The sequence below is a fragment of the Micromonospora rifamycinica genome (assembly GCF_900090265.1).
Classification (GTDB): Bacteria; Actinomycetota; Actinomycetes; order Mycobacteriales; family Micromonosporaceae; genus Micromonospora; species Micromonospora rifamycinica.
Genome location: NZ_LT607752.1, coordinates 4100059 through 4127049 on the forward strand (window position 1 = coordinate 4100059; position 26991 = coordinate 4127049).

The 26991-nt window shown below is 73.3% G+C and carries 25 protein-coding genes; 15 read left to right on the plus strand and 10 right to left on the minus strand.

Translation table 11 applies throughout. The features are described from left to right. Positions 1–13: 13 nt before the first annotated feature. From GA0070623_RS16880 to GA0070623_RS16895, 4 genes are all read left to right on the plus strand, one after another. Positions 14–685, plus strand: a complete 672-nt coding sequence (locus GA0070623_RS16880; protein WP_407937937.1) for a FadR/GntR family transcriptional regulator — start codon at positions 14–16, stop codon at positions 683–685. A 41-nt stretch (positions 686–726) separates the two neighbouring features. After that, positions 727–1197, plus strand: coding sequence for a large conductance mechanosensitive channel protein MscL (gene mscL, locus GA0070623_RS16885; RefSeq protein WP_067310153.1), 471 nt, complete (start codon positions 727–729; stop codon positions 1195–1197). A gap of 79 nt (positions 1198–1276) precedes the next feature. Next, positions 1277–1525, plus strand: a complete 249-nt coding sequence (locus GA0070623_RS16890) for a hypothetical protein (protein ID WP_067310156.1) — start codon at positions 1277–1279, stop codon at positions 1523–1525. 44 nt (positions 1526–1569) lie between these two features. Further along, positions 1570–1929: a hypothetical protein gene (locus tag GA0070623_RS16895; RefSeq protein WP_067310190.1), complete on the plus strand. Its 360-nt coding sequence runs from the start codon at positions 1570–1572 to the stop codon at positions 1927–1929. A 13-nt stretch (positions 1930–1942) separates the two neighbouring features. Here GA0070623_RS16895 and GA0070623_RS16900 read toward each other — a convergent pair whose 3' ends face one another. Next, entirely contained in the window at positions 1943–3178 is a 1236-nt protein-coding gene (locus GA0070623_RS16900; protein ID WP_067310159.1) for a benzoate/H(+) symporter BenE family transporter, read from the minus strand. Between the two features lie 133 nt (positions 3179–3311). Here GA0070623_RS16900 and GA0070623_RS16905 point away from each other — a divergent pair, with 133 nt between their 5' ends. Beyond that, positions 3312–3878 (plus strand): helix-turn-helix domain-containing protein, encoded by a 567-nt coding sequence (locus tag GA0070623_RS16905; protein WP_067310164.1) that lies wholly within the window; start codon positions 3312–3314, stop codon positions 3876–3878. Here GA0070623_RS16905 and GA0070623_RS16910 read toward each other — a convergent pair. Next, complete coding sequence (locus tag GA0070623_RS16910; RefSeq protein ID WP_067310168.1) at positions 3863–4894, minus strand: helix-turn-helix domain-containing protein; 1032 nt, start codon at positions 4892–4894, stop codon at positions 3863–3865. The genes GA0070623_RS16905 and GA0070623_RS16910 overlap by 16 nt on opposite strands. A gap of 63 nt (positions 4895–4957) precedes the next feature. Between GA0070623_RS16910 and GA0070623_RS16915 the strand changes: the two genes are divergently transcribed. The 3 genes from GA0070623_RS16915 to GA0070623_RS16925 all read left to right on the plus strand — a co-directional run bounded on the left by GA0070623_RS16915 (position 4958) and on the right by GA0070623_RS16925 (position 7845). Then, on the plus strand, positions 4958–5677 hold the full coding sequence (locus GA0070623_RS16915) for a PP2C family protein-serine/threonine phosphatase (RefSeq protein WP_067310170.1): 720 nt from the start codon (positions 4958–4960) through the stop codon (positions 5675–5677). 49 nt (positions 5678–5726) lie between these two features. Continuing rightward, on the plus strand, positions 5727–6935 hold the full coding sequence (locus GA0070623_RS16920; RefSeq protein WP_067310175.1) for a GNAT family N-acetyltransferase: 1209 nt from the start codon (positions 5727–5729) through the stop codon (positions 6933–6935). A gap of 160 nt (positions 6936–7095) precedes the next feature. Next, entirely contained in the window at positions 7096–7845 is a 750-nt protein-coding gene (locus GA0070623_RS16925) for a ZIP family metal transporter (protein ID WP_067310179.1), read from the plus strand. A 408-nt stretch (positions 7846–8253) separates the two neighbouring features. Here GA0070623_RS16925 and GA0070623_RS16930 read toward each other — a convergent pair whose 3' ends face one another. Both GA0070623_RS16930 and GA0070623_RS16935 read right to left on the minus strand, forming a co-directional pair. Then, complete coding sequence (locus tag GA0070623_RS16930) at positions 8254–9336, minus strand: NAD-dependent epimerase/dehydratase family protein (RefSeq protein ID WP_067315924.1); 1083 nt, start codon at positions 9334–9336, stop codon at positions 8254–8256. Positions 9337–9534: 198 nt separating this feature from the next. Next, positions 9535–10227 (minus strand): hypothetical protein, encoded by a 693-nt coding sequence (locus GA0070623_RS16935; RefSeq protein WP_231932412.1) that lies wholly within the window; start codon positions 10225–10227, stop codon positions 9535–9537. Between the two features lie 180 nt (positions 10228–10407). Here GA0070623_RS16935 and GA0070623_RS16940 point away from each other — a divergent pair, with 180 nt between their 5' ends. The 5 genes from GA0070623_RS16940 to GA0070623_RS16960 all read left to right on the plus strand — a co-directional run bounded on the left by GA0070623_RS16940 (position 10408) and on the right by GA0070623_RS16960 (position 15491). Then, entirely contained in the window at positions 10408–11328 is a 921-nt protein-coding gene (locus GA0070623_RS16940; RefSeq protein WP_084261395.1) for an EAL domain-containing protein, read from the plus strand. Positions 11329–11739: 411 nt separating this feature from the next. Further along, complete coding sequence (locus GA0070623_RS16945; RefSeq protein ID WP_067310475.1) at positions 11740–14127, plus strand: sensor histidine kinase; 2388 nt, start codon at positions 11740–11742, stop codon at positions 14125–14127. Beyond that, positions 14124–14555, plus strand: a complete 432-nt coding sequence (locus GA0070623_RS16950; RefSeq protein ID WP_067310456.1) for a roadblock/LC7 domain-containing protein — start codon at positions 14124–14126, stop codon at positions 14553–14555. Before GA0070623_RS16945 ends, GA0070623_RS16950 begins: the two co-directional genes overlap by 4 nt. Further along, positions 14552–14917: a DUF742 domain-containing protein gene (locus GA0070623_RS16955; protein ID WP_067310453.1), complete on the plus strand. Its 366-nt coding sequence runs from the start codon at positions 14552–14554 to the stop codon at positions 14915–14917. Before GA0070623_RS16950 ends, GA0070623_RS16955 begins: the two co-directional genes overlap by 4 nt. Positions 14918–14951: 34 nt before the next feature. Continuing rightward, positions 14952–15491 carry a GTP-binding protein gene (locus tag GA0070623_RS16960; RefSeq protein ID WP_231932415.1) on the plus strand — a complete coding sequence of 180 codons (540 nt, stop codon included), beginning with the start codon at positions 14952–14954 and terminating at the stop codon, positions 15489–15491. 48 nt (positions 15492–15539) lie between these two features. Here GA0070623_RS16960 and GA0070623_RS16965 read toward each other — a convergent pair whose 3' ends face one another. The 6 genes from GA0070623_RS16965 to GA0070623_RS16990 form a co-directional block, all read right to left on the minus strand. After that, entirely contained in the window at positions 15540–16931 is a 1392-nt protein-coding gene (locus GA0070623_RS16965) for a tryptophanase (RefSeq protein WP_231932421.1), read from the minus strand. Between the two features lie 65 nt (positions 16932–16996). Further along, complete coding sequence (locus GA0070623_RS16970; protein WP_067310445.1) at positions 16997–18097, minus strand: tryptophan dimethylallyltransferase family protein; 1101 nt, start codon at positions 18095–18097, stop codon at positions 16997–16999. Positions 18098–18475: 378 nt separating this feature from the next. Further along, positions 18476–20161 carry an ABC transporter permease gene (locus GA0070623_RS16975; protein ID WP_067310444.1) on the minus strand — a complete coding sequence of 562 codons (1686 nt, stop codon included), beginning with the start codon at positions 20159–20161 and terminating at the stop codon, positions 18476–18478. Then, positions 20146–20910, minus strand: a complete 765-nt coding sequence (locus tag GA0070623_RS16980) for an ABC transporter ATP-binding protein (RefSeq protein WP_067310440.1) — start codon at positions 20908–20910, stop codon at positions 20146–20148. The genes GA0070623_RS16975 and GA0070623_RS16980 overlap by 16 nt, the downstream gene beginning before the upstream one ends. A gap of 147 nt (positions 20911–21057) precedes the next feature. Then, positions 21058–22698: a sodium/solute symporter gene (locus tag GA0070623_RS16985; protein WP_067310434.1), complete on the minus strand. Its 1641-nt coding sequence runs from the start codon at positions 22696–22698 to the stop codon at positions 21058–21060. Next, on the minus strand, positions 22698–23126 hold the full coding sequence (locus tag GA0070623_RS16990) for a hypothetical protein (RefSeq protein WP_407937938.1): 429 nt from the start codon (positions 23124–23126) through the stop codon (positions 22698–22700). The genes GA0070623_RS16985 and GA0070623_RS16990 overlap by 1 nt, the downstream gene beginning before the upstream one ends. A gap of 302 nt (positions 23127–23428) precedes the next feature. On the opposite strand from GA0070623_RS16990, the gene GA0070623_RS16995 reads away from it, so the two are divergent. Together GA0070623_RS16995 and GA0070623_RS17000 are read left to right on the plus strand one after the other, a co-directional pair. After that, the gene (locus GA0070623_RS16995) at positions 23429–24745 is read left to right on the plus strand and encodes a hypothetical protein (RefSeq protein WP_157517569.1); all 1317 of its coding nucleotides are present in this window, start codon (positions 23429–23431) and stop codon (positions 24743–24745) included. A 175-nt stretch (positions 24746–24920) separates the two neighbouring features. Further along, positions 24921–26984 carry a choice-of-anchor D domain-containing protein gene (locus tag GA0070623_RS17000; RefSeq protein WP_172898415.1) on the plus strand — a complete coding sequence of 688 codons (2064 nt, stop codon included), beginning with the start codon at positions 24921–24923 and terminating at the stop codon, positions 26982–26984. The last annotated feature ends 7 nt before the right edge of the window (positions 26985–26991 follow it).

Consider the following 26991-nt stretch of genomic DNA (forward strand, 5'->3'; position numbering starts at 1 on the left):
GGATTCCCCAGCGGTGGATTCCCCGGCCGTGCCCCCGCGCGGTCAACGGGTGCAGCAGACCATCGAGCAGCTCCGGAGCCGGATCCTCGGCGGCGAGTGGCCGGTCGGCGGGCGGATCCCCACCGAGCCGCAGCTGGTGACGGCGCTCGGGGTGGGGCGGAACACCGTCCGCGAGGCCGTCCGGGCGCTGGTGCACGCCGGGGTCCTGGAGTGCCGGCAGGGCTCCGGGACGTACGTGGTGTCGACCGACGAGTTGGCCCCGGTGGTGGCCCGCCGGCTCACCGACGACCGGATGGCCGAGGTGGTCGAGGTCCGCCGGGCATTCGAGGTCGAGGCGGCCCGGTTGGCCGCGCTGCGGCGTACCCCGGAGGACCTGGTGGCGCTCGACAGCGCGCTCGCCGCCCGGGAGGCCGCCTGGCGGTCGGGCCGGGTCGGCGAGTTCGTGGAGGCGGACGTCGCGCTGCACACGGCGGTGGTCGCCGCCGCCCACAACGGCATGCTGGCCGAGCTGTACGCCTCGGTCGGCGCGGCCCTGCGCAGCACCGTCGCGCACGCCATCGGCGACACCCTGCGACCCCAGCGGTACGTCGACCACGGCCGGCTGGTGGCGGCGATCCGGGACGGCGATCCGGGACGGGCGGCGATCGAGGCCGGTGCTTTTCTGGAGCCCCCGTCCGGGGCATAGGTTGTCCCCGACGGAGAACCGAACGGCACGGGAGTAGCGGGATGCTCAAGGGCTTCAAAGACTTCATCATGCGCGGCAACGTCGTCGACCTGGCGGTCGGTGTCGTCATCGGCGCCGCGTTCACGGGCGTGGTCACCCAGCTGACCAAGTCGTTCCTCGAACCACTGGTCCGGGTCATGATCGTGCTGATCACCGGCAACAAGAACGGCCTCAGCGGCTCGACGCCGACGTTCCGGGGCGTCCCGTTCGACTGGGTGGCCTTCGTCAACGCGGCGATCACCTTCGCGCTGACGGCGGCGGCGCTGTACTTCCTGGTCGTCTACCCGATGAACCGGCTCGCCGAGCGGCGCAAGCGGGGCGAGGAGCCGCCGCCGGCCGCGCCGAGCGAGGAGGTCAAGCTGCTCACCGAGATCCGGGACGCGCTGCTGGCCGGCGGCCACGCCACCCCGGGGCAGCGCGGCGCGCTCGACGACGTGCTGGGCCGCCACCCGGAGCCGCCCGCCACGCGCTGACCGACCGGCGCACATCGGCCCCTGCGGAATTCCCGCGGGGGCCGACTTTTGTCGTACACATGTTCGATAGAGTCCCGCCATGGAGCAGCGTAGGCACTGGTGGAACGGCAAATGGGGACGACTGGCCCGACGGGACGTGTTCCTCCGGGTCGACGCCGACCGGTGGCACGTCGAGCAGCGGGCCGGCGGCGCGGAGGGCGTCTCCCGGTTCTACGAGTACGGCAGCGCGGACGAGGCCGAGGAGACCGTCCGCGCCCTGCTGGAGGGGGTGGACACCTGGCGGGAGCTGTCCCCGCGTCCGCCCAGCGCCTGGGGGCCGGCGGTTTAGCGGCCGGCGGGGCCGGGAACCGCCCCTGGATGGAGCAACAGGGCATGGCGGAACAGGCGGTCATCTCCCGGGTCACCACCGGCATGCGGGTGGTCGACACGGTCGGCGTCGAGATCGGCACGGTCGACCTCGTCCAACGGGGTGACCCGAACGCGGTGACCGTGCAGGCGGCGACCCCCGATCCCGGCGGCAGCCTGGACGAGCTGATCGCGTCGGTGGCCGTCGAGGAGCCGGACGTCCCGGCCGACCTCGCCGCCCGGCTGCTGCGCACCGGCTATCTCAAGGTCTCCACCGAGCTGGCCCGCACCGGGGCGGTGTACGTGCTGGCCGACCAGATCGCCACGGTCACCGACGACCGGGTACGCCTCAGCGTCCCCGTCGGCGATCTACCGCCGGAGGAGTGACCCGCCCCTGCGGTCAGGGGGCGGGCCGGCGGGGGCGGAAGAGCAGCAGCATCAGCCAGCCGGCGAGCAGTCCCCAGAACGCTCCGCCCACGCCGAGCAGGCTCACCCCCGAGGCGGTGACCACGAAGGTGACCACCGCGGCCTCCCGGCTCCGCGGATCGGGACCACCCGACGAGGCCGCGGGGGCCGGGGCAGGAGCGGCCGGCGGGACGGGATCGGGCGGCGGGGCGGTGGAGAGGGCCGAGGAGAGGGCGCCGGCCAACGCGCCGAGCAGCGCGAGCCCGGCGACCGCCTCGATGAGCACCGGCGGGGAGAGCAGCACCAGGGTGGTCGCCGCGCCGGCCCCGAGCCCGAGCAGCGCCAGACCGACGCCGGCCGTCACCGAGGCGATCCAGCGCCGGTCCGGATCGGGGTGGGCGTCCGGGCCGGCGGCGAGGGCGGCGGTGATCGCGGCGAGGTTGACCGCGTGCCCGCCGGTGGCGGCGCCGAGCGTACTGGCCAGCCCGGTGGCGCGCAGTGCGGGGGCGAGCGGCGGCCGGTAACCGTAGCCGCGCAGCACCGCCGTGCCGGGCACGTTCTGCGCGGCCATGGTGACCAGGAACAGCGGCACCGCCAGGCCGACCAGCGCGGGCAGGGTGAACGTCGGCACGGTCGGCGACACCACCGGGCGCAGGTCGGCGACGCCCAGCCCCACCCCCGAGGTGGTCAGCGCGATCGCCACCGTGGCCGCCACCAGCGCGGCCGGCACCGCCCAGCGGCGGGCGAACCGGTGCAGCACCAGCCAGGTGACGATCACCGGCGCGGCCAGCACCGGCACCTCGACCAGCGCGCGTACCGGTGCGGTGCACAGCGGCAGCAGCACCCCGGCCAGCATCGCCGCCGCCACCGGGGCGGGGATGGCGGCCACCGCCCGACCCAGGGCGGGGAAGAGGCCGGCGGCGACGATGAGCAGCCCGCACAGCAGGAAGGCCCCCACCGCTGCCGGCCAACCGCCGGCGACCGGCCCGGTGGCGACCAGCAGCGCAGCCCCCGGCGTGGACCAGGCGATGGAGATCGGCATCCGGTGCCGTAACCCGAGCCAGGTCGCGCAGATGCCGGCGGCGACGCTCACCGTGAGCAGCCCGGAGGCGGCCTGCGCCTCGCTGGCGCCGACCGCCCGCAGCCCGGCCAGCACCACGGTGAATGAGCTGGCGAAGCCGACCACGGCGGTCACCACCCCGGCCAGCACCGGTTGCAGCCGATCCCCCACCCGATCCTCCCCTCGCGCGCCCCGCGCCGCCGACGACCCGAAGGTCGACCGGGGTGGCCGCACCCGGACACACCCCGGCCACGCCGACCCGCGTTCCGTTTACGGAACGGTGGCCGTGTAGCACCATAGCGGCATGACCCGGCCCCGCCCAGCCCGCCGTCCCGCGCTCGACGCCGACGCCGACACCGGGGCGGTCGGCCGGCGGCTCCGCGCACTGCGTACCGAGCGTGGGGTCTCGCTCTCCGCGCTGGCCCGTACCGCCGGGGTCGGGAAGGCCACCCTCTCGGCGCTGGAGAACGGCACCCGCAACCCGACCCTGGAGACGCTCTACGCGATCACCGCCCAGCTCGGCGTGCCGTTGGCGGCCGTGCTCGCCGGGCCGGCCGACGCCCCGACCGTCCAGGGCGCCACCGTCGTCGCCACCCTGCTCGAGTCGTTCACCGACACCGATGCCAGCTACGAGCTGTACCGGCTGCGGGTCCGCCCCGGCGGTGAGCAGGTCTCCCCCGCCCACCGGCCCGGCGTCACCGAACACGTCACCGTCTTCGCCGGGGTGCTGCGCGCCGGCCCGGTCGACGCCCCGCTGACCGCCGCCGCCGGTGGCCACCTGCGCTGGACATCCGACGTCCCGCACGGCTACGCCGCCCTCGGCGACGAGGAGGTGGCCGCCAGCCTGCTGGTGCGCTACCCCCGGAGCTGACCCGCGTCGGGCACCCGGTGCTGCACCGCCCAGAGCGCCGCCTCGGTCCGCGACGCCGAGCCGGTCTTGCGCAGCAGGTTCGACACGTGCACGGTCACCGTCCGGACCGAGATGCCCAACGCCCGCGCGACCTGCTTGTTGGACATCCCGGCGACCAGGCAGTCCAGCACGTCCACCTCCCGGCCGGTCAGCTCGACGTCGGGCAGCCCGCCCCGGGGGGCCGGCAGCCGCGGGTGCTCCGGCGACGGCTCCCGGACCAGCGCCGCCAGGCCCTGCCCCGCGTGCTCGGCCAGCAACTCGGTGAGCGCGTACGGGTTGCCGCCGGTGCGTTGCCGGACGGCGGCGCACACCCCGGCCGGGGGCGGGCCGCCGCCGTACACCTGGGTGAGGATCTCGGCCACCTCGGCGACGTCGAGCGGGCCGAGGTGCTGGCGCACCGCGCCGCGTACCCCGCACAGCCGGGCCAGGACGCGGCGGGTGAGCTCCGGGGCCACCGCGTCGGCCGGCGGCCGGCTCGCCACCACCAGCAGCGCCGGCAGCCGCGGCGCGGTGGCCAGCTCGACGACCAGGTTGAGGCTGGCCGGGTCGAGGTCGTGCAGGTCCTCCACCACCAGCACGGCCGGACCGGCCCCCACCAGCAGCCGGACGGTACGCACCGCGAGCCGGAGCAGCGTGCCGGGGGCGTACCGCTCGCGCGGCGCGGTCGGCTGCTGGGCCAGCCAGGCCAGCGCGTCGGACGGCAGGTCGAGCGCGCCGACGTCACGGCCGCTGAGCACCGCCGCCAGCCAGTCGTAGGGGGCCGGATCGTGCACCCGCGCCGTGCCGGCGAGGACCACCGCGGGTCGGGGGTGTAGTCCTTCGACAGCCGCCGCGACCAGCAGACTCTTGCCCACCCCGGCGGCTCCGGTGATCACCGTGACGGCGGGTGACGGCCGACCCTTTCCGGCCACGGTGGACCACGCCCGGTCGAGCTCCGCCAGCTCTCCGACGCGACCCACCATCGACACCGGGATCATTTCTCCCACCCTACGTACTAGTGCGTAGAGACGGAGGGAGGGTGTATCCGGCAAGCTGGTCGTATGACGCTGATCCTCCGCTCGGCCATCATCAACGACGTCGGCCTGGTCCGCACCAACAACGAGGACTCCGCCCTCGCCGGTGAACGCCTGGTCGCGGTGGCGGACGGCATGGGCGGGCTCCCCGCCGGCGAGGTGGCCAGCGAGATCGTCATCCGCATCCTGGACGAGCTGGTCCCGCCCACCGGCACCGACGAGGCCGCCGAGGCGTTGCGGGCCGTGGTCTCCACCGCCAACCGCCGCATCCGCGCCGCCATCTCCGCCGACCCGGCCCGCGAGGGCATGGGTACGACGCTGACCGCCGCCCTGCTCGCCGGGGACACCCTGGTCCTCGCCCAGGTCGGCGACTCCCGCTGCTATCTGCTGCGCGACGGCGAGCTGACCCAGCTCACCCGGGACGACACCTTCGTCCAGGCGCTGGTCGACCAGGGTGCGCTCTCCCCCGACCAGGCCCGCCACCACCCGCAGCGCTCCCTGGTGACCCGGGCCGTGCAGGGCGCGGACGCGCCCCCCGCGATCGGCGTGCTGACCGTGTTCTCCGGGGACCGGGTGCTGCTGTGCAGCGACGGGCTCTCCGACTACGTGGCCGACGCGGCGATCCACGGTGCGCTGGTCAGCTACCCGGACCGGCAGCACTGCGGCGAGCAGCTGGTGAAGCTGGCCCACCAGGCCGGCGCACCGGACAACGTCACCGTGGTGGTCTCCGACGTGACCGGGAGCTGAACCGGCCGACCAGGTTGCGGCGGACCGCCGGCCGGGTTGGGATGGACGGATGCTCATCCGTCGCCTGGCCGCCGAGGAACGACTGACCACCAGCTTCCCGCTCCAGGCGTACGCCTTCGAGGCGAGCCCGCTGAGCCGGGAGCGGGGCGACGCCTTCCACCGCTACCTGCCGTACAACAAGGGCAACCGGACGCTGGTGGTCGAGGAGGGCGGCGAGGCGCGGGCCACCGCCAGCGCGGTGCCGATGCGGCAGAACCTGCGCGGCGCGGTGCTGCCGATGGCCGGGGTGGCCGGGATCGCCACCCACCCGCTGGCCCGCCGGCAGGGGTACGTCCGCGCCCTGCTGTGCCAGCTGCTCGACGAGATGCGCGACGGCGGGCACCCGGTGAGCGCGCTGTACCCGTTCCGGGCCAGCTTCTACGAGCGCTTCGGCTACGTGGGGCTGCCCCGGGCGCGTACCGTCCGGTTCTCCCCGGCCGACCTGGCCTCGCTGCTGCGCACCGAGCTGCCCGGCACGGTGGACTGGGAGTCGATCGGCGTCGGCTACGCCCGCTACCGGTCGTTCACCGAACGGTGTCTGCGGGAGCGGCACGGCTTCTCGATCTTCCCCGACTTCCGCGACGTCGGCCTGCGGGACCGCGACGACCGCTGGCTGGTCACCGCGACGGTCGACGGCAGCGTGGTCGGGGCGTTGACGTACCGGATCGACGACCACGGTGGCGAGCTGGTCGGGGACGACCTGCTCGCCGCCGACCCGTACGCCCGCGCCCTGCTGTTGCAGTTCCTCGCCCGGCACGTCGACCAGGTGGAGCGGATCAGCCTCCGGATCCCGGCCGACGAGCTGCCCGAGCTGTGGCTGACCGATCTGGCCGTGCACGTGGAGGCCCGGGTGGCCCGGCCCGGCTCGTCGGCGCCGATGGCCCGGCTGCTGAACATGGACGCCCTGGTCGGGTTGCCGGCCGGAGCCGGCCGGGTCCGGGTGGACCTGGTCGACGACCGTTGGCTGGGCGGCACCCACCTGCTCGACGGCACCGACGGCCGGCTGGAGGCGACCGCCGGCGGCCGGTCGGAGGTGGCCGGGGGGAGCCGCACGCCGACGGCCACGCTCACCGCCGCCGGGCTCTCCGCGCTGGTGTACGGGGTGCTCGACCCGGCCGAGGTGCACCTGCGCGGGCTGGGCGAGGTCGGCCCGGAGGCGGCGGCCGAGCTGCGCCGCCTCTTCCCCCGGGCGCTGCCCTACCTGTTCGCCGACTTCTGACCGGGCCGGCACCGGCCACCCGACGCGGTCGGAGGCCGGCGCGGTCGGGAGTAGGCGCGGCCACCCGGCGCGGTCGGAGGCCGGCGCGGCCGGCCCGGCCGGACGTCGGCGGTGGGCCGGGGCCGGTTGGCGCGGGACGGGGCTGGGTACCCTCCCCGGAATGCCGGAGTGGTTGCAAGCCGGGGCGTGGGGCCTGTTGGCCGGTTCCGCCCTGCTGGTCGGGGCGGCCGTCGGGTTCTTCGCCAGGGTGCCCCGCAGGATCGTCGCGTCGATCATGGCGTTCGGTGCCGGGGTGCTGCTCTCCGCGGTGTCGTTCGAGCTGATCGCCGAGGCGCACGAGCAGGGCGGTCTGCTGCCGACCGCGCTCGGGGCGACGGGCGGGGCGCTGGCGTACACCGGGGCGAACCTGCTCCTCGCCCGACGGGGTGCCCGGCACCGGAAGCGGTCCGGCGGGGAGCAACCCTCCGAACAGGAACGTCCCGGCTCCGGGTCGGCCATCGCGGTGGGCGCGCTGCTGGACGGCGTACCCGAGTCGGTGGTGATCGGCGCGAGCCTGCTGACCGGCGGCCCGGTGAGCCTGGTCACCGTAGTCGCGGTCTTCCTCAGCAACGTGCCCGAGGGGCTGTCGAGCGCCGCCGGGATGCGCCGGGCGGGCCGCTCCCGCCGGTACGTCTTCACCCTGTGGACGGCGATCACCCTGGTCAGTGGGCTGGCCGCGCTGCTGGGTCACACCCTGCTGGGCGGTGCGCCGCCGGAGGTGCTGGCCACCATCACCGCGCTGGCCGCCGGGGCGATCCTCGCGATGATCACCGACACCATGGTGCCGGAGGCGTTCGAGGACGCCCACCTGCTGGTCGGCCTGATCACCGTCCTCGGGTTCCTTACCGCGTTCGCGCTCTCCCACACCTGACCACCCACACCCCACCTCACACCCAGTCCACACAAGCACCCCCACCCGCACCCCCGCCCCGCCCGGCCCCCGGCCCAAGCCCGGCCCCCGCCCGGCCCCCGCCCCGCCCGGCCCCCTGCCCCGTCCCTCCCCTGCCCCGCGTCCCCGCAAGGAAAGATCGTGCTCGATCCTGGTTGTAGTGGTGTCCTTCCCCGCGGATGCCACTACAACCAGGATCGAGCGTGACCTTGCCGGGCACGCACGACCCGGGCGGTTCAGGGCGGGGCGGGGGCCGGCGGGGCGGGGGCCGGGCAGGGCCGGGCGGGGGGTGGGGGCCGGGTGGGGGCCGGGCGGGGGCCGGGGTGGGGGTGGGGGCCGGGTGGGGGCCGGGCGGGGGCCGGGGTGGGGGTGGGGGTGGGGTGTCGCCGGTCAGTAGGGGTCGCCCTGGCCTGGCACCCGGCCCCGGAGCAGGCCGGCGGGGCGGCCGGGCAGGTCGGCGTCGCCGGACATCGGCGGGCCGCCGGTGTGCGCGCCGTGGGCCATCCCGGCGAACAGCTCCCGCAGCGCGGTCACCGCGTCGACCTGCGGCTGCCAGCCGAGTTCGGTCTCGGCCCGCGCGCTGGACATCAGCGGCGCGGCGAGCCCCAGCTCGACCCAGCCCGCGTCCACCGGTTGCAGCCGCAGCCGCCAGGTCAGCGCGGCGGCGGCCCGCAGCGCCGGGGCGGCCACCGGCACCGTCCAGCCGTGGAAGTGCCGGGCCACCAGCTCCGGGGTCAGCACCGGGTCCGCGGCGACGTTGAACGCGCCGCGCGCGTCACCGAGGACCGCCCGCGCGTACGCGTCGGCCACGTCGTCGGCGTGCACCGCCTGCATCCGCAGCCGGCGGTTGGCCGGTACGAGCGGAATCCGCCCGTGCCGCAGCAGGCGCACCGGGGCCAGCGGCCCGAGGAAGTACCGGGTGATCTCGGTGCCCGCGTCCCGCTGGAAGATCAGCCCGGGGCGCAGCCGGACCACCCGGAGCTGCGGGTGGTCGGCCTCGACGGTGTCGAGCATCGCCTCGACCTCGGCCTTGTCCCGGCTGTACGAGGAGCCGGGCACCCCGGTCGCCGGCCACCGCTCGCTGACCGGGTGGTCCTTCGGACCGGGTGCGTAGGTGCCGACCGACGAGGCGTACACCAGGGCGGGCACCCCGGCCCGGACGGTGGCCTCGGTCACCGCGCGGCTGCCGCCGACGTTGGTCCGGTGCAGGGTGCGCTGGTCGTGGCTGGGCTGGATCTGCCAGCCCAGGTGCACCACCGCGTCGGCCCCCGCGAAGATCGCGGTGAGGGTGTCGACCGCGCCGGGCGCCCCGATGTCGCAGGAGTGCCACCGCACCCCGTCGTACGGCGGGCCGGCGTCCGGGCCGGGCAGCCGGCGGGCGACGCCGACCAGGTCGAGCCCCGGCTCCCTGCCCAGCCGCCGCAGCACCGCCGTGCCCACGTTGCCGCTGGCCCCCACGATCACGATCCGCATGCCGCCTGCGGTACCCGCTGCGCCCGGCTCCAACCCCCTACCGACGACCGGCCCCCACCCGGTGCCGGGCGGGGGCCGGCGTCGGGCGGGGGCCGGCGTCGGGCGGGGGCCAGCGTCGGGCGGGGGCCAGCGTCGGGCGGGGGCCAGCGTCGGCTGCCGGTGGTGGGTGGCGGGCCGGCGTCGGCCGTCGGTCGGGGGTCAGCCACCCGCCGGGGTACGGGCCGGGCCGTTGTCGACGAGGCGGAACGTGCTCCGCAGCGGCGCGTCGCCCAGCTCCTCCAGGATCAGGCCCCGGCTGGGCGAGAACTGGAGGAACGCGGACGAGTTGCTGATCGCGTACGCCCCCTTGCCCTTGCTGGCGATGGTGAACTGCTGGGTCCGCTTGCGGGCGTCGCAGACCGCCCCCTCGACGGTGAGCGGCCCGCCGTCACCCGGGTTGAGCACCTGCCAGCAGGCCGGGTCGTCGCTGGCGGGGTGGTTGTCCCGCTTGCCGTACGACTTGATCAGGTACGTGCCGGCCCCGGTCGGCGTCGGCACGAACAGTTGACGTCCACTGTCGTCGTCGACCTCGACCAGGGTGCCGCCGTCCATCGACACGCCGGACTCGGTCGACTGCACCCGGACGATGGTGACCTCCCGCTTGCCGGACAGCACCGGGGCGGCCGCCCCGGTGGTGGCCGACGGCTTCCCGGTGGGTCCGGACGGCGGAGCCGTTGTCGCCGGGGACGTCGCCGGGGCGGCGGGCGTCGTGCCGGAGGGGGTCGCGGTGGCCGACGGCGTGCCGGTCCCGGACGCGGCGTCGGTGGGTTCCCCGGCACCGTCCCCGCAGGCAACCAGTGTGCCGAGGCACGCCAGGACCGCCACCGGGGTAACCCACTTCACCTTCACCATGCTGTGCTCCATCCACCTTCCCGCGCGGGTGCGCGGCGTCGTCCACTGTGTCCTCGTGCCGGCGGTGATCGTGCCCCGGCACCGTCTGGACGCCGGCGGCCCCCTGCCGGTTTCCCCGTACCCGGGACGGGTGGGAATCAGCCACGGCGGCGCCCCCCACGGGCACCCCGGAGAGGTGACATGCATATGACCGAGAGTAATCATCATCAGCAGAGAGTTGCCGCAAGGACCCGGGCCCGGGACGCCCGCCGGAGCGGCACCCCGGTCGTGGTCCTCGACCAACCGGTCGACGCCGCCGACCGGACCGCCCGGTGCCGTTCCCGGGTACGCCGCGCGGTGTCGACCGACAGCTTCACCCTCTATGCCCAGCCCATCGTCGACCTGCGTCTCAACCAGGTCACCCGGCACGAGATCCTGCTCCGGGTGCGCAACGACATCGGGGAGCCGACCGCGCCCTGGGCGTTCCCCGACATGGCCGAACGCGTCGGTGAGATCCTCGCCGTGGACAAGTGGGTCATCGACCACGCGCTGGCGCTGATCGGCCGTGGTGCCCAGACCTCCCATTACCAGATCAATGTTTCCGGAAAGTCACTCGCCGATCCGGGGCTGCTCGATTTTGTGAACGAGGCGATCCGTCGGCACCGGGTCAAGCCGGAGTGCCTGACCTTTGAGATCACCGAAACCGCCCTCATCGAGAACCGCAACGAGGCCCTGGCCTTCGCCACCGGGATCCGACAGACCGGCTGCCACCTGGCGCTCGACGACTTCGGCACCGGATACGGTGCACTCACCCATGTGAAATACCTCCCGGTGGACCTGGTGAAAATCGATGGAATGTTCGTCGTCAACCTCTGTCATTCGCCGGCCGACCAGGCGGTCGTGTCGAAACTGACCGAGCTGTGCCACACCCTCGGCATCCACGTCGCCGCCGAGTACGTGCAGGACGAGGGGACGCTCGAACTGCTGCGCAGCTGGGACGTCGACTTCGCCCAGGGCTACCGGACCGGGCGGCCCGAACCGATCGCGGTGACCCCGAAACACCAGGTCCAGACGATCGAATTCGAACTGCGGCTGCCACCGCAGTACACCGCCATGGGTTGAGTGGGGGCCGGCGGGAGGGCGTCCGGCCGCCCCGCGCCCGGCGTCGACCGCCGACTCCCCGGCGGGTCGGGGCACCGGCCGGCCGGCGGGCGGGACGGTTCCGCCACCGGGCGTGTCGGTCAACTCCCGAATCGATCGCTGACCTGCACGGCGGGGCGCGACCGTCCACTGTCGGCGAATCGCGGCCGAGCGCGGGACCGGACAGACGGTAAGGTTGGCACACATCGGCGTCGGCCAGTGGCGCCGACGTCTGGTGTCTTAGGCTTGACCAGGATTGGATACGACGACTTGGCGCACAAACAGGCCGACCGCGAAGACCCGCGCCGCGCCTCAGACGATCAGGCCCCACCGACGACTCCGGGTGGGCGTTCCGGTCGACCGCAGTCAATCAAACGCCGCGTGATCAGGCTGGTGCTCATTCCCAGTGTCGTCGCCCTGGTCGTCTGGCTCGTCGCCTCCGGCTATCTCATCTTCCAGGGTTTCTACAACCGTCAGGTCGCCAACAGCGTCCGGCAGGTGTCGATCCCGGCCGTCTCGGCGCTCTCCTCGATCCAGCAGGAGCGGCGGTTGAGCGTCAGCTACCTGACCCAGCCCTCCCGGGACCTGGGCCGGTTGATCCAGCAACGGCAGCAGACCGACCAGCGGGTGGCCGCCCTCCGGCCGGTCGCCGACTCCGCGCTGGCCAACGCCCCGGACTCGATCGTGTCGCGGTGGAAGACCCTGGCCGGCCTGCTGGACGAGCTGCCGAGCGTGCGGAGCACCATCGACTCCCGGTCGGCCGACGGCTCGGGTGTCTACGACTTCTACAACCGGCTGCTCGACGCCGCCACCGGCCTGTTCGACACCCAGGCGAGAATCGTCCCCGACGTCACCGCCGCACAGGGGGGCATCGCGGCGACCGAGGCGTTCCGCGCCAGTGACCTGATGTCCCGCGCCGGCTCCACCATCGACGGCGCGTTCGGTGCCCGTACGCTCAGCCCGGAGGACCATCTCGATTTCGTGAGCCTGGTGGGGGCGTACCACGCCGGCCTGAGCAACGTCGCGCCGCACCTGGAGCCGGAGGCCCGCGAGCGCTTCGCCGCGATCACCGCGAGCAGCGCCTGGCGGGAGCTGGTCGCGGCGGAGAAGGCCCTGGTCAGCAACGGGCCGTGGCGCTCCGGCGCACCCCGTGCGCTGTCGTTCAACCGGACCCAGTGGGAAACCCTCACCCGGCAGGTCTCCGACGACCTGATCAATCTGACGATCGTCCAGGCCGACGAGGTCTCGGCCCGCACGCTGCGCACCGGCAACACCCAGCTGCTGACCGCCTCCCTGGGCAGTCTGGTCGCGCTGCTCGTCGTCATCGCCGCGATCATCTGGGCGATCCGCCAGTCGCAGATCCTGGTCGACCGGGCGCTGTCGGTCCGCCTCGCCCAGCTGGGCCGCGACGCCGAGGCGGTGGTCGACCAGAAACTACCGGCCATGATGGACCGGCTCCGCCGCCGGGAAAAGGTCGACCTGGCCGCCGAACTACCCCTGCCCGAGTACGGCAGCGACGAGATCGGCCGGGTCGCCGAGGTCATCAACCGCTCGTTGCAGGCCGCGGCGGGCGCGGCCGTCGACGAGGCGAAGACCCGGGCGGCGGGCATCGCGATGCTGATGGGCGTCGCGCGCCGCCCGCAGCGCCCCCTGCAACGCGGCCTGAAGGTCATCGAGGACCTGCAGAACCGGATCGGGGACGAGAAGCTGCTGGCGGAGCTCTTCGACATCAACCACCAGCTCACCCAGACCCGCCGCTTCCTGGAGAACCTCGTCATCCTGGCCGGCGGCCAGATCGGCCGGCGCTTCCAGAACCCGGTGCCGGTACGCCGGGTGCTGCTGGCGGCCTTCGCGGAGGCCCAGCAGTACCAGCGCATCACGTTGCGCAGCGCGCCCGACGTGGCGGTCGTCGGTCCGGCGGTGGCCGGCACCGTCCACCTGGTGGCCGAGCTGCTGGACAACGCGCTGACGTTCTCCCCGCCGGAGACCACGGTCTGGGTCACCTGCATCGAGGTCAAGCGCGGCATCGCGGTGGAGATCGAGGACGCCGGTGTCGGTATGCGGGCCGACGCGCTGGAGCAGGCGAACGAGCTGCTCGCCACCGCACCCACCCCGGACGTGACGGCGCTCAAGGACGGTGCCCAGGTCGGCCTGCACGTGGTGGCCGAGCTGGCCAAGCGGGACGGCATCCAGGTCAGCCTGCGCGCCTCGGCGTACGGCGGCCTGTTGGCGATCGTGCTGCTGCCCGACCGCGTGATCGCCAGTGACCCGTTCACCGCCGACCTGGACCGCACCGACCCGGGCGGCGTGCCGCTCGGTGCCGTCGCCACGGCGATGTCGCGCCCCGGTCTCGGCGCGGTGCTGCCGGCCGGCAACGGCCGGCGGGAGCTGCACCCCGCCGCCGGTGCGCGGCCCGCCGCGATGGCGGCGGCGGGCGGATCGGTCCGGGCGGCGGCCGACCCGGCCGGCGATCGGCGGGCTGAGCGCACCGGGGGCACCATGACCGACGTTCCGGCACAGCGCGGCGCGGTCCGGGGCGGCTCGTCCGCCCCCCAGGTCGCCGACCGGCCGCCACTGCCGCACCGCCGGCCGCAGCAACACCTCGCCCCCGAGCTGCGGGAGGACGGTCTGACCGGCCAGAAGCCGGACGTGGCGACGACCGCCCGCTCCCCCGAGGAGGCCCGGGACCGGTTCACCAAGTACCAACGGGCCTGGGCCGCTGGCCGGGCGGCGAAAAACGGGGACTCAGCCAGCAGAGACGACCAAGGCAGGAAAGTATGACCCACTCGGCATCGCAGAACGATCTGACCTGGATCCTCGACGATCTGGTGGAGGTCCCTGACGTTGTCTACGCGGTTGTCCTGTCCACCGACGGGTTGATCGTGCAGAAATCCACGTCGCTCCCGCAGGACGCCGGGGAGCTGCTGGCCGCCGGCGCGTCGTCCCTGCACAGCATCGCCGCGGGGATGGGCCGGCGTTTCGACAGCGGCCCGGTGCAACAGGTGATCATCGAGTACGAGGGGCGGACGCTGTTCGTCGCCGCCGCCGGCCAGAACGCACGACTGGCGGTGCTCTGCGAGCAGTCCGTCGACATGGGCACCGTCGCCTACGAGATGAGCCGCCTGGTGACCCGGATCGGCGACTACCTCGGCTCGGAGGCCAGACTGGACAGCGGCACCCTCGTCGATCGACCAGGATCGAAGCTATGACGTACGACGTGTGGGATGGTGACGACGAGGCGGAGGCCGGCCGGCTCGTGCCGCTCTACATTCTGGTCAACGGCCGGACCAGCCCCCGGAACACCAGCCTGGACCTGGCCACCCAGGTGATCGCCCTGCCGGCCGACCCGAGCCGGTTGGAGCTGGAGTACCGGGACATCCTCCACCAGTGCAACGGCTGGATCTCCATCGCCGAGATCGGCGCCTACCTGCACCGCCCGCTGACCATCACCAAGGTGATGGTCGACGTGCTACACGAGCAGGGGTTTCTGGACATCGGCTCGCCGGCGCAGGAGAAGATCGCCGACCGGTGGCTGCTGGAGACGGTGCTCGCCGGTCTGCAGCGGATCTAGACAAGAGGGACTGATACACGTGGATCGGAAATCGGTGAAGGTCGTCGTGGCGGGCGGCTTCGGCACCGGCAAGACCACCCTGGTCGGCTCGGTCAGCGAGATCCCGCCACTGGTCACCGAGGAGGTCCTCACCCAGGCCAGCGTCGGCGTGGACGACATCACCGGGGTCGAGGGAAAGACGAGCACGACGGTCGCGCTGGACTTCGGGCGGATCACCATCAGCAACGACGTCGTGCTCTATCTCTTCGGCACGCCGGGGCAGGACCGGTTCTGGTTCATCTGGGACGAGCTGGCCCAGGGCGCGGTGGGCGCGATCGTGCTGGTGGACACTCGCCGGCTCGGCACCAGCTTCCCGGCCGTCGACTACTTCGAGCGCCGGGGCATCCCCTTCGTCGCCGCGGTGAACCGGTTCTACGGCGAGTGTCCCTACACCGAGGAGGAGATCCGCGCCGCGCTGGAGCTGGACCCGACCGTGCCGCTGCTGTGGTGTGACGCGCGCGACCGGGCCTCCAGCAAGCAGGCGCTGATCGAGCTGGTCCGGCACGCGCTGTCCCGCCTGCCCGCCACCGCCTGAGCCCCGCCGCCGGGCCGACAGGCCGCCGGGCCGCCACCGCCCGGTCGCTCACCGCTTCCGCGGGAGCGGCGCCAACCGCACCTTGAAGTGCCGCAGCAGCGGTGGCGACGAGACCACCCGGTAGCCGGGTACCCGCTCGGGCTCCTTGGCGATGTCGGCGAGGACGGCGGCCACGTAGTCGAGGTGGGTGTCGGTGTAGACCCGGCGCGGGACGGCCAGCCGCACCAGCTCGAACGGGGCCGGGGTGACCAGCCGGTGCCGGTCGTCCATCCCGCCGAGGTAGAGCGAGCCCAGCTCGGCGCAGCGGATGCCGCCGTCGAGGTAGAGCTGGCAGCCGAGGGCGTGACCGGGGAACTCCTGTGGCGACAGGTGGGGCAGCAGCCGGCCGGCGTTGAGGTAGAGCGCGTGGATGCCGGGCGGCGCGACGGTGTCCACCCCGGCCTCGTTGATCAGCCGGGCCAGCCGGGCGGTGGAGGCGGCCCGTGCCGCCAGGTACCGGGGATCGACCACCTCCCGCAGCCCCTGGGCGAGCCGTTCGAGGTCGTGGCCGGCGAGGCCGCCGTAGGTGGAGAACCCCTCGGTGGCGATCAGGTTCGCCTCGCACCGGGCGTGCAGGTCGTCGTCGCGCAGCCCGATGAGCCCACCGATGGCCGACAGGCCGTCCTTCTTGAGACTCACCACGCAGCCGTCGGCGAGCCCGAAGACGTGGCTGGCGATCCGCCGTGGCGTCCAGTCCCGGTAGCCCGGCTCCCGTTGCCCGACCAGCCAGGCGTTCTCGGCGAACCGCGCCGCGTCCAGGAAGAACGGCACCCGGTGCCGGCGGCACAGGTCGCGGACGGCGGTGAGGTTGGCGATCGACACCGGTTGCGCGCCGAGGCCGTTGTTGGTGACGGTCATCAGGACCAGGCCGACCCGGTCCCCCTCCGGGCCGGCGAGGGTGGCCGCCAGCGCGTCGAGGTCGATGTCGCCCTTGAACGGTTCCCGGCTGTCGAGGTCGGAAGCGGCCGGGCAGGGCAGGTCCCGGGGCTCGGCACCGGCCAGCGTGACGTTGGCGTGGGTGGTGTCGAAGTGGGTGTTGCTGAGGCAGAGCTGGCCGGGTTTCAGCAGGCTGGTGAAGAGCACGCGTTCGCCGGCCCGCCCCTGGTGGACCGGTAGGACGTGCGGATATCCGGTGAGGTCCCGGACCTCGTCGCGGAACCGGAACCAGGAGCGTGCCCCGGCGTACGACTCGTCGCCGAGCGCGGCGGCGGCCTCCTGAGCGGCCGAGGTGGCACCGGTGCCGGAGTCCGACAGCAGGTCGACGGTGATCTGGTCGGCGCGCAGGTTGAACGGGTTGAACCCCGCCTCCGTCAGGGCCACCCGCCGCTCCTGCGGGCTCAGGAAGGGGATCGGCTCGACCACCTTGATCCGGTACGGGGGCAGCATCTCGTGCGCGTCCACGACCACAGCTCGCTCCTCGGGGGAAATTCAGGGGTGTCCCGTTCCGGCCCTGCCGGTCGGGGTCGTCAGCGTCGGCCGTCGACCGAGAGCCGGTGGCGTGCCGGCGGACGCACCTGGTGGGCCTCGGCGGAGAGGTAGACGGTCACCCCGGGCCGGGGTGCGCCCAGCCGCAGCGACAGGTGCGGGATCAGGCCCACCCCGTCGCGCAGCGGCCGACGGGTCACCGCGGCGAGCGCCCGGTCCAGCACGGCGGGGTCGAACCCGTAGCGGTCCAGCACCGCGACCACCCGGTCGTACGCCTCCTCGTCGTCGTCGACGTAGCCCCGGATCGGCACGTAGAGGCTGTAGCCGACGGGCCGGTCGACGCCCTCGACCAGGGTGTAGCTGCCGACCAGCGGAAGACCGACGAACCGGGTCCGGTCGCCACCGGCGATCGCGCAGAACTCGGCGAGCCGGCTGACGTCGGCGTCCTCGACCACGCCGGCCGCCCGGACGACGTCCCGCACCTGGACGTCGTGATGGGTCAGGTAGAGCTTGACCCGCGCCTGCGTGCTGTCGTGCAGATCGAGGGCGAAGAAGGTCAACCGGTCCCGGTGGCCCAGCTCGCCCGGCCGGATGCCGTGGTCGAGCATCGCCTGGTAGGACCGGCCGAGCCCGAGCCGGTGCAGCGCCTCGGAGACCAGGCTCGGCGCCCGGTCGACCCCCCTGACCTCAGGGTTGAGGTAGACCTTGAACTCCGGCCGCCGGCCGCTGCGGAACACCAGCGAGCACCAGAGGGCGAACACGCCCTGCGGGTCGCGGGTGGCGAAGAGGTCCCGCACCGAGTCCAGCCGGGAGGTCGACAGGCCGGCGCGGTGTGCCTGGGTGTCCAGGAACCGCTGGGTGGCGAGCATGTTGGCCAACCGGTCGGGCGGCGCTCCCAGCGTCTCGCCCAGGATCCGCACGGTCGGCGGCTCGGTGGGGCTGAAGGCGACGGAGAACTCCACCGGGGTGTGGTCGTCGGCGATGTTGGACGGCCAGGGTGGCGGGGCCGACAACGGCTGTCGACCGGCCGGGCCGAGCAGGCTCTCCAGCAGGGCCAGCGGCTCCGCCGGCCCGATCCCGACAGCCGCGCACAACCGCTGCAACTGGTCGCACAGGTGATCGGAAAGGGACGCCTCGTCCATCAGTTATCTCTCCCGATCAAGCCGACCAACCAAAAGAGACCTTAGGAATCATTTAGCAATAAGGTCAAGATCAGTCACAACTTGCAATGACATAACAGGATCGAGAGCGACAAATCACCCCGCATGATCACCCACAGTGGCGTGAACGACACGTTACCCCACGTCGCCGGCCGCGGCTCCACCGAGTCACCGCTCAGCAACCGACCGTCCTCGACGGAAACCCCCGGGGCCGCGACGGCGCGGAGCCCGCCAGCCCGTTCCCGCCTCAGTAGCGGCGTCCCCGGGAACGGCGTCGCCACCCACCACGAGCGGAAGAGCCCGCGCCTGGTCCGGTGGGCTCGCCGGATGCGGCCGGGTCAGGCGGGTCGGAGTCCGGTGTCAGCGGCGGGGCGTGACGGCCGACAGCAGCTCCGGCAGCCGGCGGTCCAGCACGTCCCCGGCCAGGTACGCCCCGAGCAGCGCCGCCCCCGCCCCGTACGCCGCGCCGACCGGCAGGGCCAGCCAGAGCCAGCCGTCGCCGAGCAGCCCGGCGGCCACCACCATCGGTACGGCCGCAGCCGCCGAGGCGACCATCGACAGCAGGGTGAGCATGCTCTTGGCGATCCCGGAACCGCTGTTCATCGCGAACGGGTTGCTCGTCTCCGGCAGCGAGTACGCCCCGAGCACCGAGATGAACCCGTTGATCGCCAGCCCGGCCCCGTACGCGGCGAGCAGCGCACCCGCCGCCACCCCGAACCATTCCGGCCGGCCGAGCACCGCGCTGATGATCAGGGCGACGACGCCGAGCATCGGCAGCACGTACACGGAGAAGGCGGCCATCCGGGCGCGCAGCTCCAGCCGACCCGACACCCCGGCCACCACGTTCGCCGCGTAGGCACTGCCGTCGAAGCCGAACTGGTTGGCCAGGGTCACCGAGGCGAGCACGCCGACGAAGAGCATCGAGATGCTGAGCAGCACCGGTGACGGATCCCCGGCGGACTCGAACCCCTCCGCACCGGCGGTGAAGCCCGCGCCGCCGAGGTTGACCATCACCGGCACGAAGATCCCGACCACCGCGATGGTGATCAGGTTGGCCCGCCGTCGGGCGTCCCGCCACCAGTAGCGGCACTCCCTGGCCACCAGCGCGCCGAACCGGTCCCGGCGGGTCCAGCCGACCGCCCGGGGAAAGAGCTGGGCGACCGCGCCGCCGGTCGGGGTGCGCCGGGCCTTCGACGGGGCCGAGCCGGCCGCGCCGACCATCGCCGACTCCAGCGACCGGGACCACCAGAACAGCAGCACCACGATGGCCGCCGCGGTGATCAGCAGCTTGACCGGCACCGCCCAGGCCCGGCCCTCGGCCACGTCCAGGCCGATCGTCCAGGGTGCCCCGAACGGGGTCCAGCCGACGATCCGGGCCACCCCGACCAGCCGGTCCCAGTCGGCGGTGCGGACCGCGGCCAGCACCACGAGCTGCAACGGGCCGAGCGAGGCGGCGACCACGGCCAGCAGCACGGCGGCCAGGTCGCGTACCCGGCGGGACCGCAGCATGGTGGCGAACGCGCTGGTCACCGCGCGGCTGGCGGCGACGCAGAGCAGCACCCCGGCGAGCACGCCGAGGGCGGCGACGACACCGGCCGCCGCGCCACCGAGCAGCGCGGCGCTGACCACCAGCCCGGCCACGGCGATCAGCACCGCGAACACCGGGACGCTCACCAGCGCCGCCGCGAACAGGCCGGTGACCAGGGTGCGGCGGGTGAGCGGCAGCAGCGCGAAGCGGGCCGGGTCGAGGGTCTCGTCGACGCCGAAGAAGACCAGTGGCAGCAGCAGCCAGCCGAGGACCAGCACCCCGCCGCCGAACGCCGCCGCCATCACCGCGTACCGGGGTTCGTCGGCGAAGCCGGGGGCGGCGAACATCAGGAACCCGCCGGCCGCGAACCAGAGCCCGACCAGCACCCCGACCACGAAGAGCGCGACCCGCCAGTTCTGGCCCCGGAAGTTGTTGCCCATCACCCGCAGTTTGAGCCGGACGAAGTGGCGCGGGGAGACCGCGCGGACCGGCTCGGCGGGGGTCACCGGGACAGCCACGCCAGCTCCTCACCGGTCGCCGTCCGGCCGCCGACCACCTCGACGAAGACGTCCTCCAGGGAGCGGTCGCCGCGCACCTCGGCGAGGGTGCCGACCCGCTTGATGGTGCCCTCGGCGAGGATCGCCACGTGCGAGCAGAGCCGCTCGACGACCTCCATCACGTGGCTGGAGAAGACCACCGTCCCGCCGCCGACCACGTACCGGTGCAGGATGTCGCGGATCAGCGCCGCCGACACCGGGTCGACCGCCTCGAACGGCTCGTCGAGCACCAGCAGCCGGGGGCCGTGCAGCAGCGCGCAGGCCAGGCCGATCTTCTTCTTCATGCCGGCCGAGTAGTCGACCACCAGGGTCCGCCCGGCGTCGGTGAGGGCCAGCACGTCGAGCAGCTCCGCCGCCCGCTGGTCGACCACCGCCGGGTCCATGCCGCGCAGCAGACCGTGGTACGCCAGCAGCTCCGCCCCGTTGAGCCGGTCGAACAGCCGGACCCCGTCGGGCATCACGCCGAGCAGCCGCTTGGCCTCGACCGGGTCGCCCCAGACGTCGTGCCCCAGCACCCAGGCCTGACCGTGGTCGGGGCGGAGCAGCCCGACGGCCATCGACAGGGTGGTGGTCTTGCCGGCGCCGTTCGGGCCGAGCAGGCCGTAGAACGAGCCGGCGGGGACGGCCAGGTCCACCCCGGCGACCGCCACCTTGCCGTCGAACTGCTTGGCCAGGCCACGTAGCGCCAGCGCAGGGTGTTCACCAGTCATACGACGACCGTATCCGGGCCGGACGGGTGGCCGCACCCGCTGGAGGACGATCCCGGCTCATCCCCGGGACGGACGGCGGCCGGCGACGGACCGTCCGGCACCGGCCGGGCCGGGCGACGGGCGCGACCCGGCACCAGGGACGAACCATCATGAACGGAGCGACTCGGGCGCATGGAGCCGGAGCATGGTGGCTCCGACGTCGACCGGGGTACGGCGTCGGGTCGCCACCGACACGGCGATCATCACGGTGAAGGCGAGCGGCACCGTCCACGCCGCCGGTTGCGTGGTGAGCGTGGCCGGCCAGCCGGACAGCGGCGGCCCGAGCACGGTGACCAGCACCGCGCCGATCGCCGCCCCGCCGCCGACCAGCACCCCGGCCGCCGCGCCGATGTCGGTCAGCCCCCGCCACCAGATGCCGAGCACCAGCAGCGGGCAGAAGCTGGACGCGGCGACCGCGAACGCCAGCCCGACCACCTGGGAGACGTCCAGCCCGGAGACGTTCAGGGCGAGTGCCGCCGGCACCCCGCCGGCGATCACCGTGGCCAGCCGGAAGCCACGCACCGAGCCGCGCCCGAGCACGTCGGTGGAGATCACCCCGGCGACGCTGGTGAGCAGCCCGGACGAGGTGGACAGGAAGGCGGCGAACGCCCCGGCGGCGACCAGCGCGGCGAGCAGCCGGCCGGTGGCTCCGGCACCCAGCGCCGCTTCGGGCAGCAGCACCACCACCGCGTCGGTCTGCCCACTGACCAGCAGTTGCGGGGTGTAGATCCGACCGAGCACGCCGTAGAGGGTGGGCAGCAGGTAGAAGACGCCGACCAGGGCCAGCACCACCAGGGTGGTCCGGCGGGCCGCCGCCCCGTCGGGGTTGGTGTAGAAGCGCACCAGCACGTGCGGCAGCCCCATGGTGCCGAGGAAGGTGGCCAGGATCAGCGAGTAGGTGGCGAACAGGCCCCGGTCGTCGTCCCCCGCCGCGCTGGGCAGCAGCCAGTCGGCGGCCCCGGTGGCGACCCCGGACACCTCGGGCACCGGGTCACCGGCGGCGAAGCTCAGCGTGTCGCCGGGGCGTACCTCCCGGATGGTGCCGTCGGCGAAGGTGAGGGCCGCGCGGTGCTCGACCACGACGGTGGTCGCGGTGCGGAACGCCGGCCCGTCGGGCGGGGTCACCGCCGGGCGGGCGTCGGCCTGCCACTGGAGGGCCAGGAAGATCGCCGGTACGGCGAGCGCGGTCAGCTTCAGCCAGTATTGAAAAGCCTGCACGAAGGTGATCGCCCGCATCCCGCCCAGCGCCACGTTGGCGGTGACCACCGCGGCGACCAGCAGCGCCCCCACCGGGTACGGCGAGCCGGCCACCGTGGCCAGGGTCAGCCCGGCGCCCTGCAACTGCGGCACCAGATAGAGCCAGCCGATGAAGATGACGAAGACGGTGGCCAATGTGCGCAGCCGGCGGGAGCCGAGCCGCAGCTCGCAGAAGTCGGGCAGGGTGAACGCGCCGGAGCGGCGCAGCGGCGCGGCGACGAAGAGCAGCAGCGCCAGGTAGCCGGCGGCGAAACCGACCGGGTACCAGAGCACGTCGACGCCGTACTTGAGGACCAGTCCGGCGATGCCGAGGAAGCTCGCCGCCGACAGGTACTCCCCGCCGATGGCGGCGGCGTTCCAGGTCGGGCTGACCGTCCGGGAGGCGACCAGGAAGTCCGAGGTGGTCCGGGCCAGCCGCAGGCCGTAGAAGCCGATGCCGACGGTGACCAGGGTGACCGCGACGATCGCCGGTACGACGTACCCGTTGCCCATCAGCGTTCCGGCCGCTGGACGAGGTCGACGAAGTCCTGCTCGTTGCGTTCGGCGAGCCACACGTACGCCCAGCCGACGGCGATGAGGAAGGGGAAGGAGACCACCCCGAGCAGCAGCCAGGGCAGGTTGACGCCGAGCACGGTGACCCGGCCGACCGGGGGCGCGATGGCGAACAGCCAGGGCAGCCCGCCCAACCCGATCAGCACCAGCAGGCTCATCCGCAGGGCGAGGGTGAGCTGCGCCCGGACCAGGCCCCGGACCAGCGCCTCGCCGATCCGGGTCTGCTGGGCCAGCTCGGTGCGGGTGTGGTCGGCCCGGGTGTCCCGTCGGGTGACGCCGGCCAACACGATCCGCACCCGGCCGCCCGGCCGGGGGGCCGGTGGCCCGGTGGGCCGCGGCGTCGGTCCGGGATCGTCGTGGGCGGTCACCCGGGCAGTCTCGTTGGCCCGGCCCGATTGTCAAGTGTCGTCCACCGGGGGTTGTGGACAACCTGTGGACAACGCGCCCGCCCTGTGGATGACGGCGCGATCCCGAGTGCGAAGCCGGCGTGCCGTCCGCTTTGTCCTAACCGAAACGTCACCCGGAGATCATCTGTATCGGCCTTGCCGGCATTGACCCAGGCCCCTACGCTGGGGCGGCCAATCCTTTCCTCTTCGAACACGGGGTCTCTATGCGCAAAATTCGCACTATCCTCGGCGTCACTCTCGCCGGAGCATGTGCACTGGCCGTGGTGCCGGGTACGGCTTCCGCGGCTCCGGTCTCCGCGCCGCTGCAGAAGACGGCGGCCCTCGACGACGTGACCGGTGCCTACTACCCGGTCGCCCCGGCCCGACTGCTGGACACCCGCAGTGGTGTGGGCGCCCCGGCCGGCAAGATCGGCGCCGGCAAGAAGGTCGACCTCCAGGTCGCCGGCCGTGGTGGCGTACCGGCCAGCGGCGTCGGCGCGGTCGTGCTGAACGTGACCGTCACCGGTCCCACCGCCGCCAGCTTCCTCACCGCCTACCCGACGGGCGAGTCCCGGCCCACCGCCTCCTCGGTGAACTTCGCCAAGGACTGGCTGGGCTCCAACAACGTCACCGTGAAGCTCGGTGCCGGCGGCCAGGTCTCGGTCTTCAACAACAGCGGCTCGACCGACGTGATCGTGGACGTGGTCGGCTTCTACGCCGGCGACGACACCCTCACCAACCGCAACGGCGGCCAGTACGAGTGGTACCTGCCGGAGCGGCTCTGGGACACCCGGCAGGACCCGGAGGGCAAGCCCCCGGCCGGTCAGGTGCTGGAGTACTCGCTCGACTTCGGCGACGACTACAACACCCACGTCAAGTCGCTGGTCTTCAACCTCACCGCCGTCTCGCCGGCCAAGTCCGGCTTCCTCACCGCGTGGTCCGGTGCGGGCGCCCGGCCGACCGCCTCGACGGTGAACTACCTCGCCGGCAAGAACGTGCCGAACCTGTCCTTCGTGCAGACCACCCCCTGCACCGGCACCGAGCAGTACAACTGGTGCACCCCCGGTGCGCCGAAGTTCAAGATCTACACCTCGCAGGCGTCGCACGTCCTGACCGACCTGGTCGGCGTGGTCGACGACGGCGAGTCGCCGTACGGCATGCGGTTCGCGCCGCTGAGCCCGACCCGGATCGTGGACAGCCGCTCCAACCTGGGCATCTCCGGTGCCATCCCGGCGGGCGGGGTCCGCAAGGTCACCGCGCCGGACGCGCTGGTCACCCCGGACACCGAGGTGCTGGCGATGAACGTCACCGCCGTCACCCCGACCAGCAACACGGTCGTCACCACCTGGCCGGCGGACTTCGACGGCATCGGCAAGCCCGACACGAGCAACCTGAACCCGTACGCGGGCCAGGTCGTCTCCAACGGCGTGCTCGGCGTCATCGGCCCGAACAACGCGTTCAACGTGCACAACCTCTCCGGCAGCACCCACCTGGTCGCTGACGTGGTCGGCACGTTCTACTACCCGGCCCCGGCCGCGGCCAAGACGGCGCAGGCCAAGACGGCCAAGTCGGACGCGGTTCCCTCCGCCAACCGGCGCTGACCGTCATCCGGTAACACCGCAGAGCGCCCCGACCGTCAGGTCGGGGCGCTCTCGCCTCTCACCGAACCGCCGGCCGAGGGCCGCTGACCGGCGACGGTGCCGTGCGGTCCACCGGCTTTCCTTCTTCCTTCTTCCACGGGGTAATCACATGCGAATCTTTCGCGCGCTACTCGGCATGAGCGTTGCCGGGGCCTGTGCGCTCGCCGTCCTGCCGGGGGTGGCGCTCGCCGCGCCCGCCGCGCCGTACACCGTCCTCACCGTCAATCTGGGACTGCACGAGCCCACCCCGGTCTCCGGGTCCGCCGTCTACGACAGCTCCAACGCCACCATGGACGCGGCGGCCAGCGCCGGGGACTGGCTCCGGCTCACCGCGATCCTGCCCGACCGGTACGTCCGGATCGACACCGCGGCGCCCGCCGGCCAGGCCTGGACCGCCGGCCAGACGTATCCGACCGTCCGCGCCGGCCGGGCCGCCGGTGAGGCGCTGTTCGACATGAGTACGGCCGGCAACGGCTGCGCCTACGGCAGCGGTTCGATCACCGTCCGGCAGGTCGCCCGCGACGCGGACACCGGGCTGATGACGGCCTTCGCCGCCTCGTACGAGTTCCGCTGCGACCGGGACGTCGAGATGATGACCGGGGAGCTCCGCTGGAACTCCTCGGTGGACTACGTGGCCCCGGTGGCGGACCCGGGCCGGCTGAACTTCGGCTCGGTGGACGTCGCCGAGCAGCGCAGCCGCACCGTGCGGGTGCGGTCCCTGGGTAGCACGCCCAGCACCTTCGGGGCGGCCGGGATCGCCGGGGAGCACGCGTCGGCGTTCGCGGTGACCGCCGACACCTGCGCGGGCCGGACGCTCACGGCGGGAGCCGAGTGCACGGTGACCGTGGTGTCGAAGGCGACGACGCCGGGCAGCTTCGTCGCGGCGCTGCGCCTGCCGGACAACAGCTCGACCGGTCACTGGAGCATCCCGGTCGAGGTGTCGGCGATCCGCAGCGTGGTCGGCACCTACTACCCGATGACCACGCCCACCCGGATCATGGACACCCGTACCGGCAACGGCACGGTGAAGGGCAAGATCGGTGCCGGGCGGACGGCCTTCCTCCAGGTCGCCGGCCGGGACACGCTGCCGAGGAACGGCATCGGCGCGGTGGTGCTGAACGTGACCGTCATCGGCCCCACGGCGAACGGCTTCGTCACCGTCCACCCGGCCGGGGAGGCCCTGCCGACCGCCTCCACGATCAACTTCGCCAAGGGGTGGCTGGGTTCCAACAACACCACCGTCAAGCTCGGCACCACCGGCGCGGTGTCGGTCTACAACCGCAACGGTGAGACCGACGTGGTGATCGACGTGATCGGCTTCTACGCCGGGGACGAGAGCATGAGTTTCGAGCGCGGCATGGGCGGCCAGGTGCAGTGGTACGAGCCGTACCGGGTGATGGACACCCGCACCCGCGGGCTGATCCCGGCCGGGGGCGAGTTCAACGCCTGGATCGACTTCCACGCCTACAACCCCAAGGTCAGGGGGCTGATCCTCAACATCACGGCGGTGAACCCGCAGCAGGCCGGCTTCCTCACCAGCTGGTCGGGCGAGGTGCCCCGGCCCAACGCGTCCACCGTCAACTACGGGGCGGGCACGGTGGTGCCGAACCTGGCGTACGTCAAGACGATGCCCTGCCCGGAGGGGAGCTGCAACGGTGCTACCGGCGCGGCCCGCTACCGCTTCTACACCTCGGCGACCACGCACATCGTGGTGGACCTGGTCGGGGTGGTCGACGACGGGACCGAGGTCGACGGCATGCGGTTCACCCCGATGAGCCCGACCCGGATCGTGGACAGCCGGATCGGGCAGGGCCTGCCGACGGCGCTCGGGGCGCACGAGGCGGGGAAGGTCACCGCGCCGGCCGCGATGCTGACCGACGCGACCCAGGTGCTGGCGATGAACGTCACCGCGGTCGCGCCGACGACCAACACGGTCGTCACCGTCTGGCCCGCCGACACCGGCAGGGCGAAGCCGAACGCCAGCAACCTGAACCCCGCGCCGGGTCAGGTCGTCTCCAACGGGGTGCTCGGGGTGCTCGGCCCGCAGGATGCGTTCTACATCGACAACCTGTCGGGCCGCACCCACCTGGTGGCCGACGTGACCGGCACGTTCCAGGTGTACGCGGGCACGGCGGCCGGCAGCCGTCGGACCGGCAGGCCGGCGGTGGCCGGCAGCGGCTGGACGCCGAGCACCTCCTAGCCACACC

Excerpts from the sequence above, each read along its gene's own strand:
- GA0070623_RS16955 (WP_067310453.1), top strand. The coding sequence starts at position 14,552 with ATGACGTACGACGTGTGGGATGGTGACGACGAGGCGGAGGCCGGCCGG.
- GA0070623_RS16950 (WP_067310456.1), top strand. The coding sequence starts at position 14,124 with ATGACCCACTCGGCATCGCAGAACGATCTGACCTGGATCCTCGACGAT.
- GA0070623_RS16980 (WP_067310440.1), bottom strand. The coding sequence starts at position 20,910 with ATGACTGGTGAACACCCTGCGCTGGCGCTACGTGGCCTGGCCAAGCAG.
- GA0070623_RS17000 (WP_172898415.1), top strand. The coding sequence starts at position 24,921 with ATGAGCGTTGCCGGGGCCTGTGCGCTCGCCGTCCTGCCGGGGGTGGCG.
- GA0070623_RS16935 (WP_231932412.1), bottom strand. The coding sequence starts at position 10,227 with ATGGTGAAGGTGAAGTGGGTTACCCCGGTGGCGGTCCTGGCGTGCCTC.
- GA0070623_RS16895 (WP_067310190.1), top strand. The coding sequence starts at position 1,570 with ATGGCGGAACAGGCGGTCATCTCCCGGGTCACCACCGGCATGCGGGTG.
- mscL (WP_067310153.1), top strand. The coding sequence starts at position 727 with ATGCTCAAGGGCTTCAAAGACTTCATCATGCGCGGCAACGTCGTCGAC.
- GA0070623_RS16930 (WP_067315924.1), bottom strand. The coding sequence starts at position 9,336 with ATGCGGATCGTGATCGTGGGGGCCAGCGGCAACGTGGGCACGGCGGTG.
- GA0070623_RS16920 (WP_067310175.1), top strand. The coding sequence starts at position 5,727 with ATGCTCATCCGTCGCCTGGCCGCCGAGGAACGACTGACCACCAGCTTC.
- GA0070623_RS16940 (WP_084261395.1), top strand. The coding sequence starts at position 10,408 with ATGCATATGACCGAGAGTAATCATCATCAGCAGAGAGTTGCCGCAAGG.
- GA0070623_RS16910 (WP_067310168.1), bottom strand. The coding sequence starts at position 4,894 with ATGATCCCGGTGTCGATGGTGGGTCGCGTCGGAGAGCTGGCGGAGCTC.
- GA0070623_RS16915 (WP_067310170.1), top strand. The coding sequence starts at position 4,958 with ATGACGCTGATCCTCCGCTCGGCCATCATCAACGACGTCGGCCTGGTC.
- GA0070623_RS16925 (WP_067310179.1), top strand. The coding sequence starts at position 7,096 with ATGCCGGAGTGGTTGCAAGCCGGGGCGTGGGGCCTGTTGGCCGGTTCC.
- GA0070623_RS16905 (WP_067310164.1), top strand. The coding sequence starts at position 3,312 with ATGACCCGGCCCCGCCCAGCCCGCCGTCCCGCGCTCGACGCCGACGCC.
- GA0070623_RS16890 (WP_067310156.1), top strand. The coding sequence starts at position 1,277 with ATGGAGCAGCGTAGGCACTGGTGGAACGGCAAATGGGGACGACTGGCC.
- GA0070623_RS16985 (WP_067310434.1), bottom strand. The coding sequence starts at position 22,698 with ATGGGCAACGGGTACGTCGTACCGGCGATCGTCGCGGTCACCCTGGTC.
- GA0070623_RS16970 (WP_067310445.1), bottom strand. The coding sequence starts at position 18,097 with ATGGACGAGGCGTCCCTTTCCGATCACCTGTGCGACCAGTTGCAGCGG.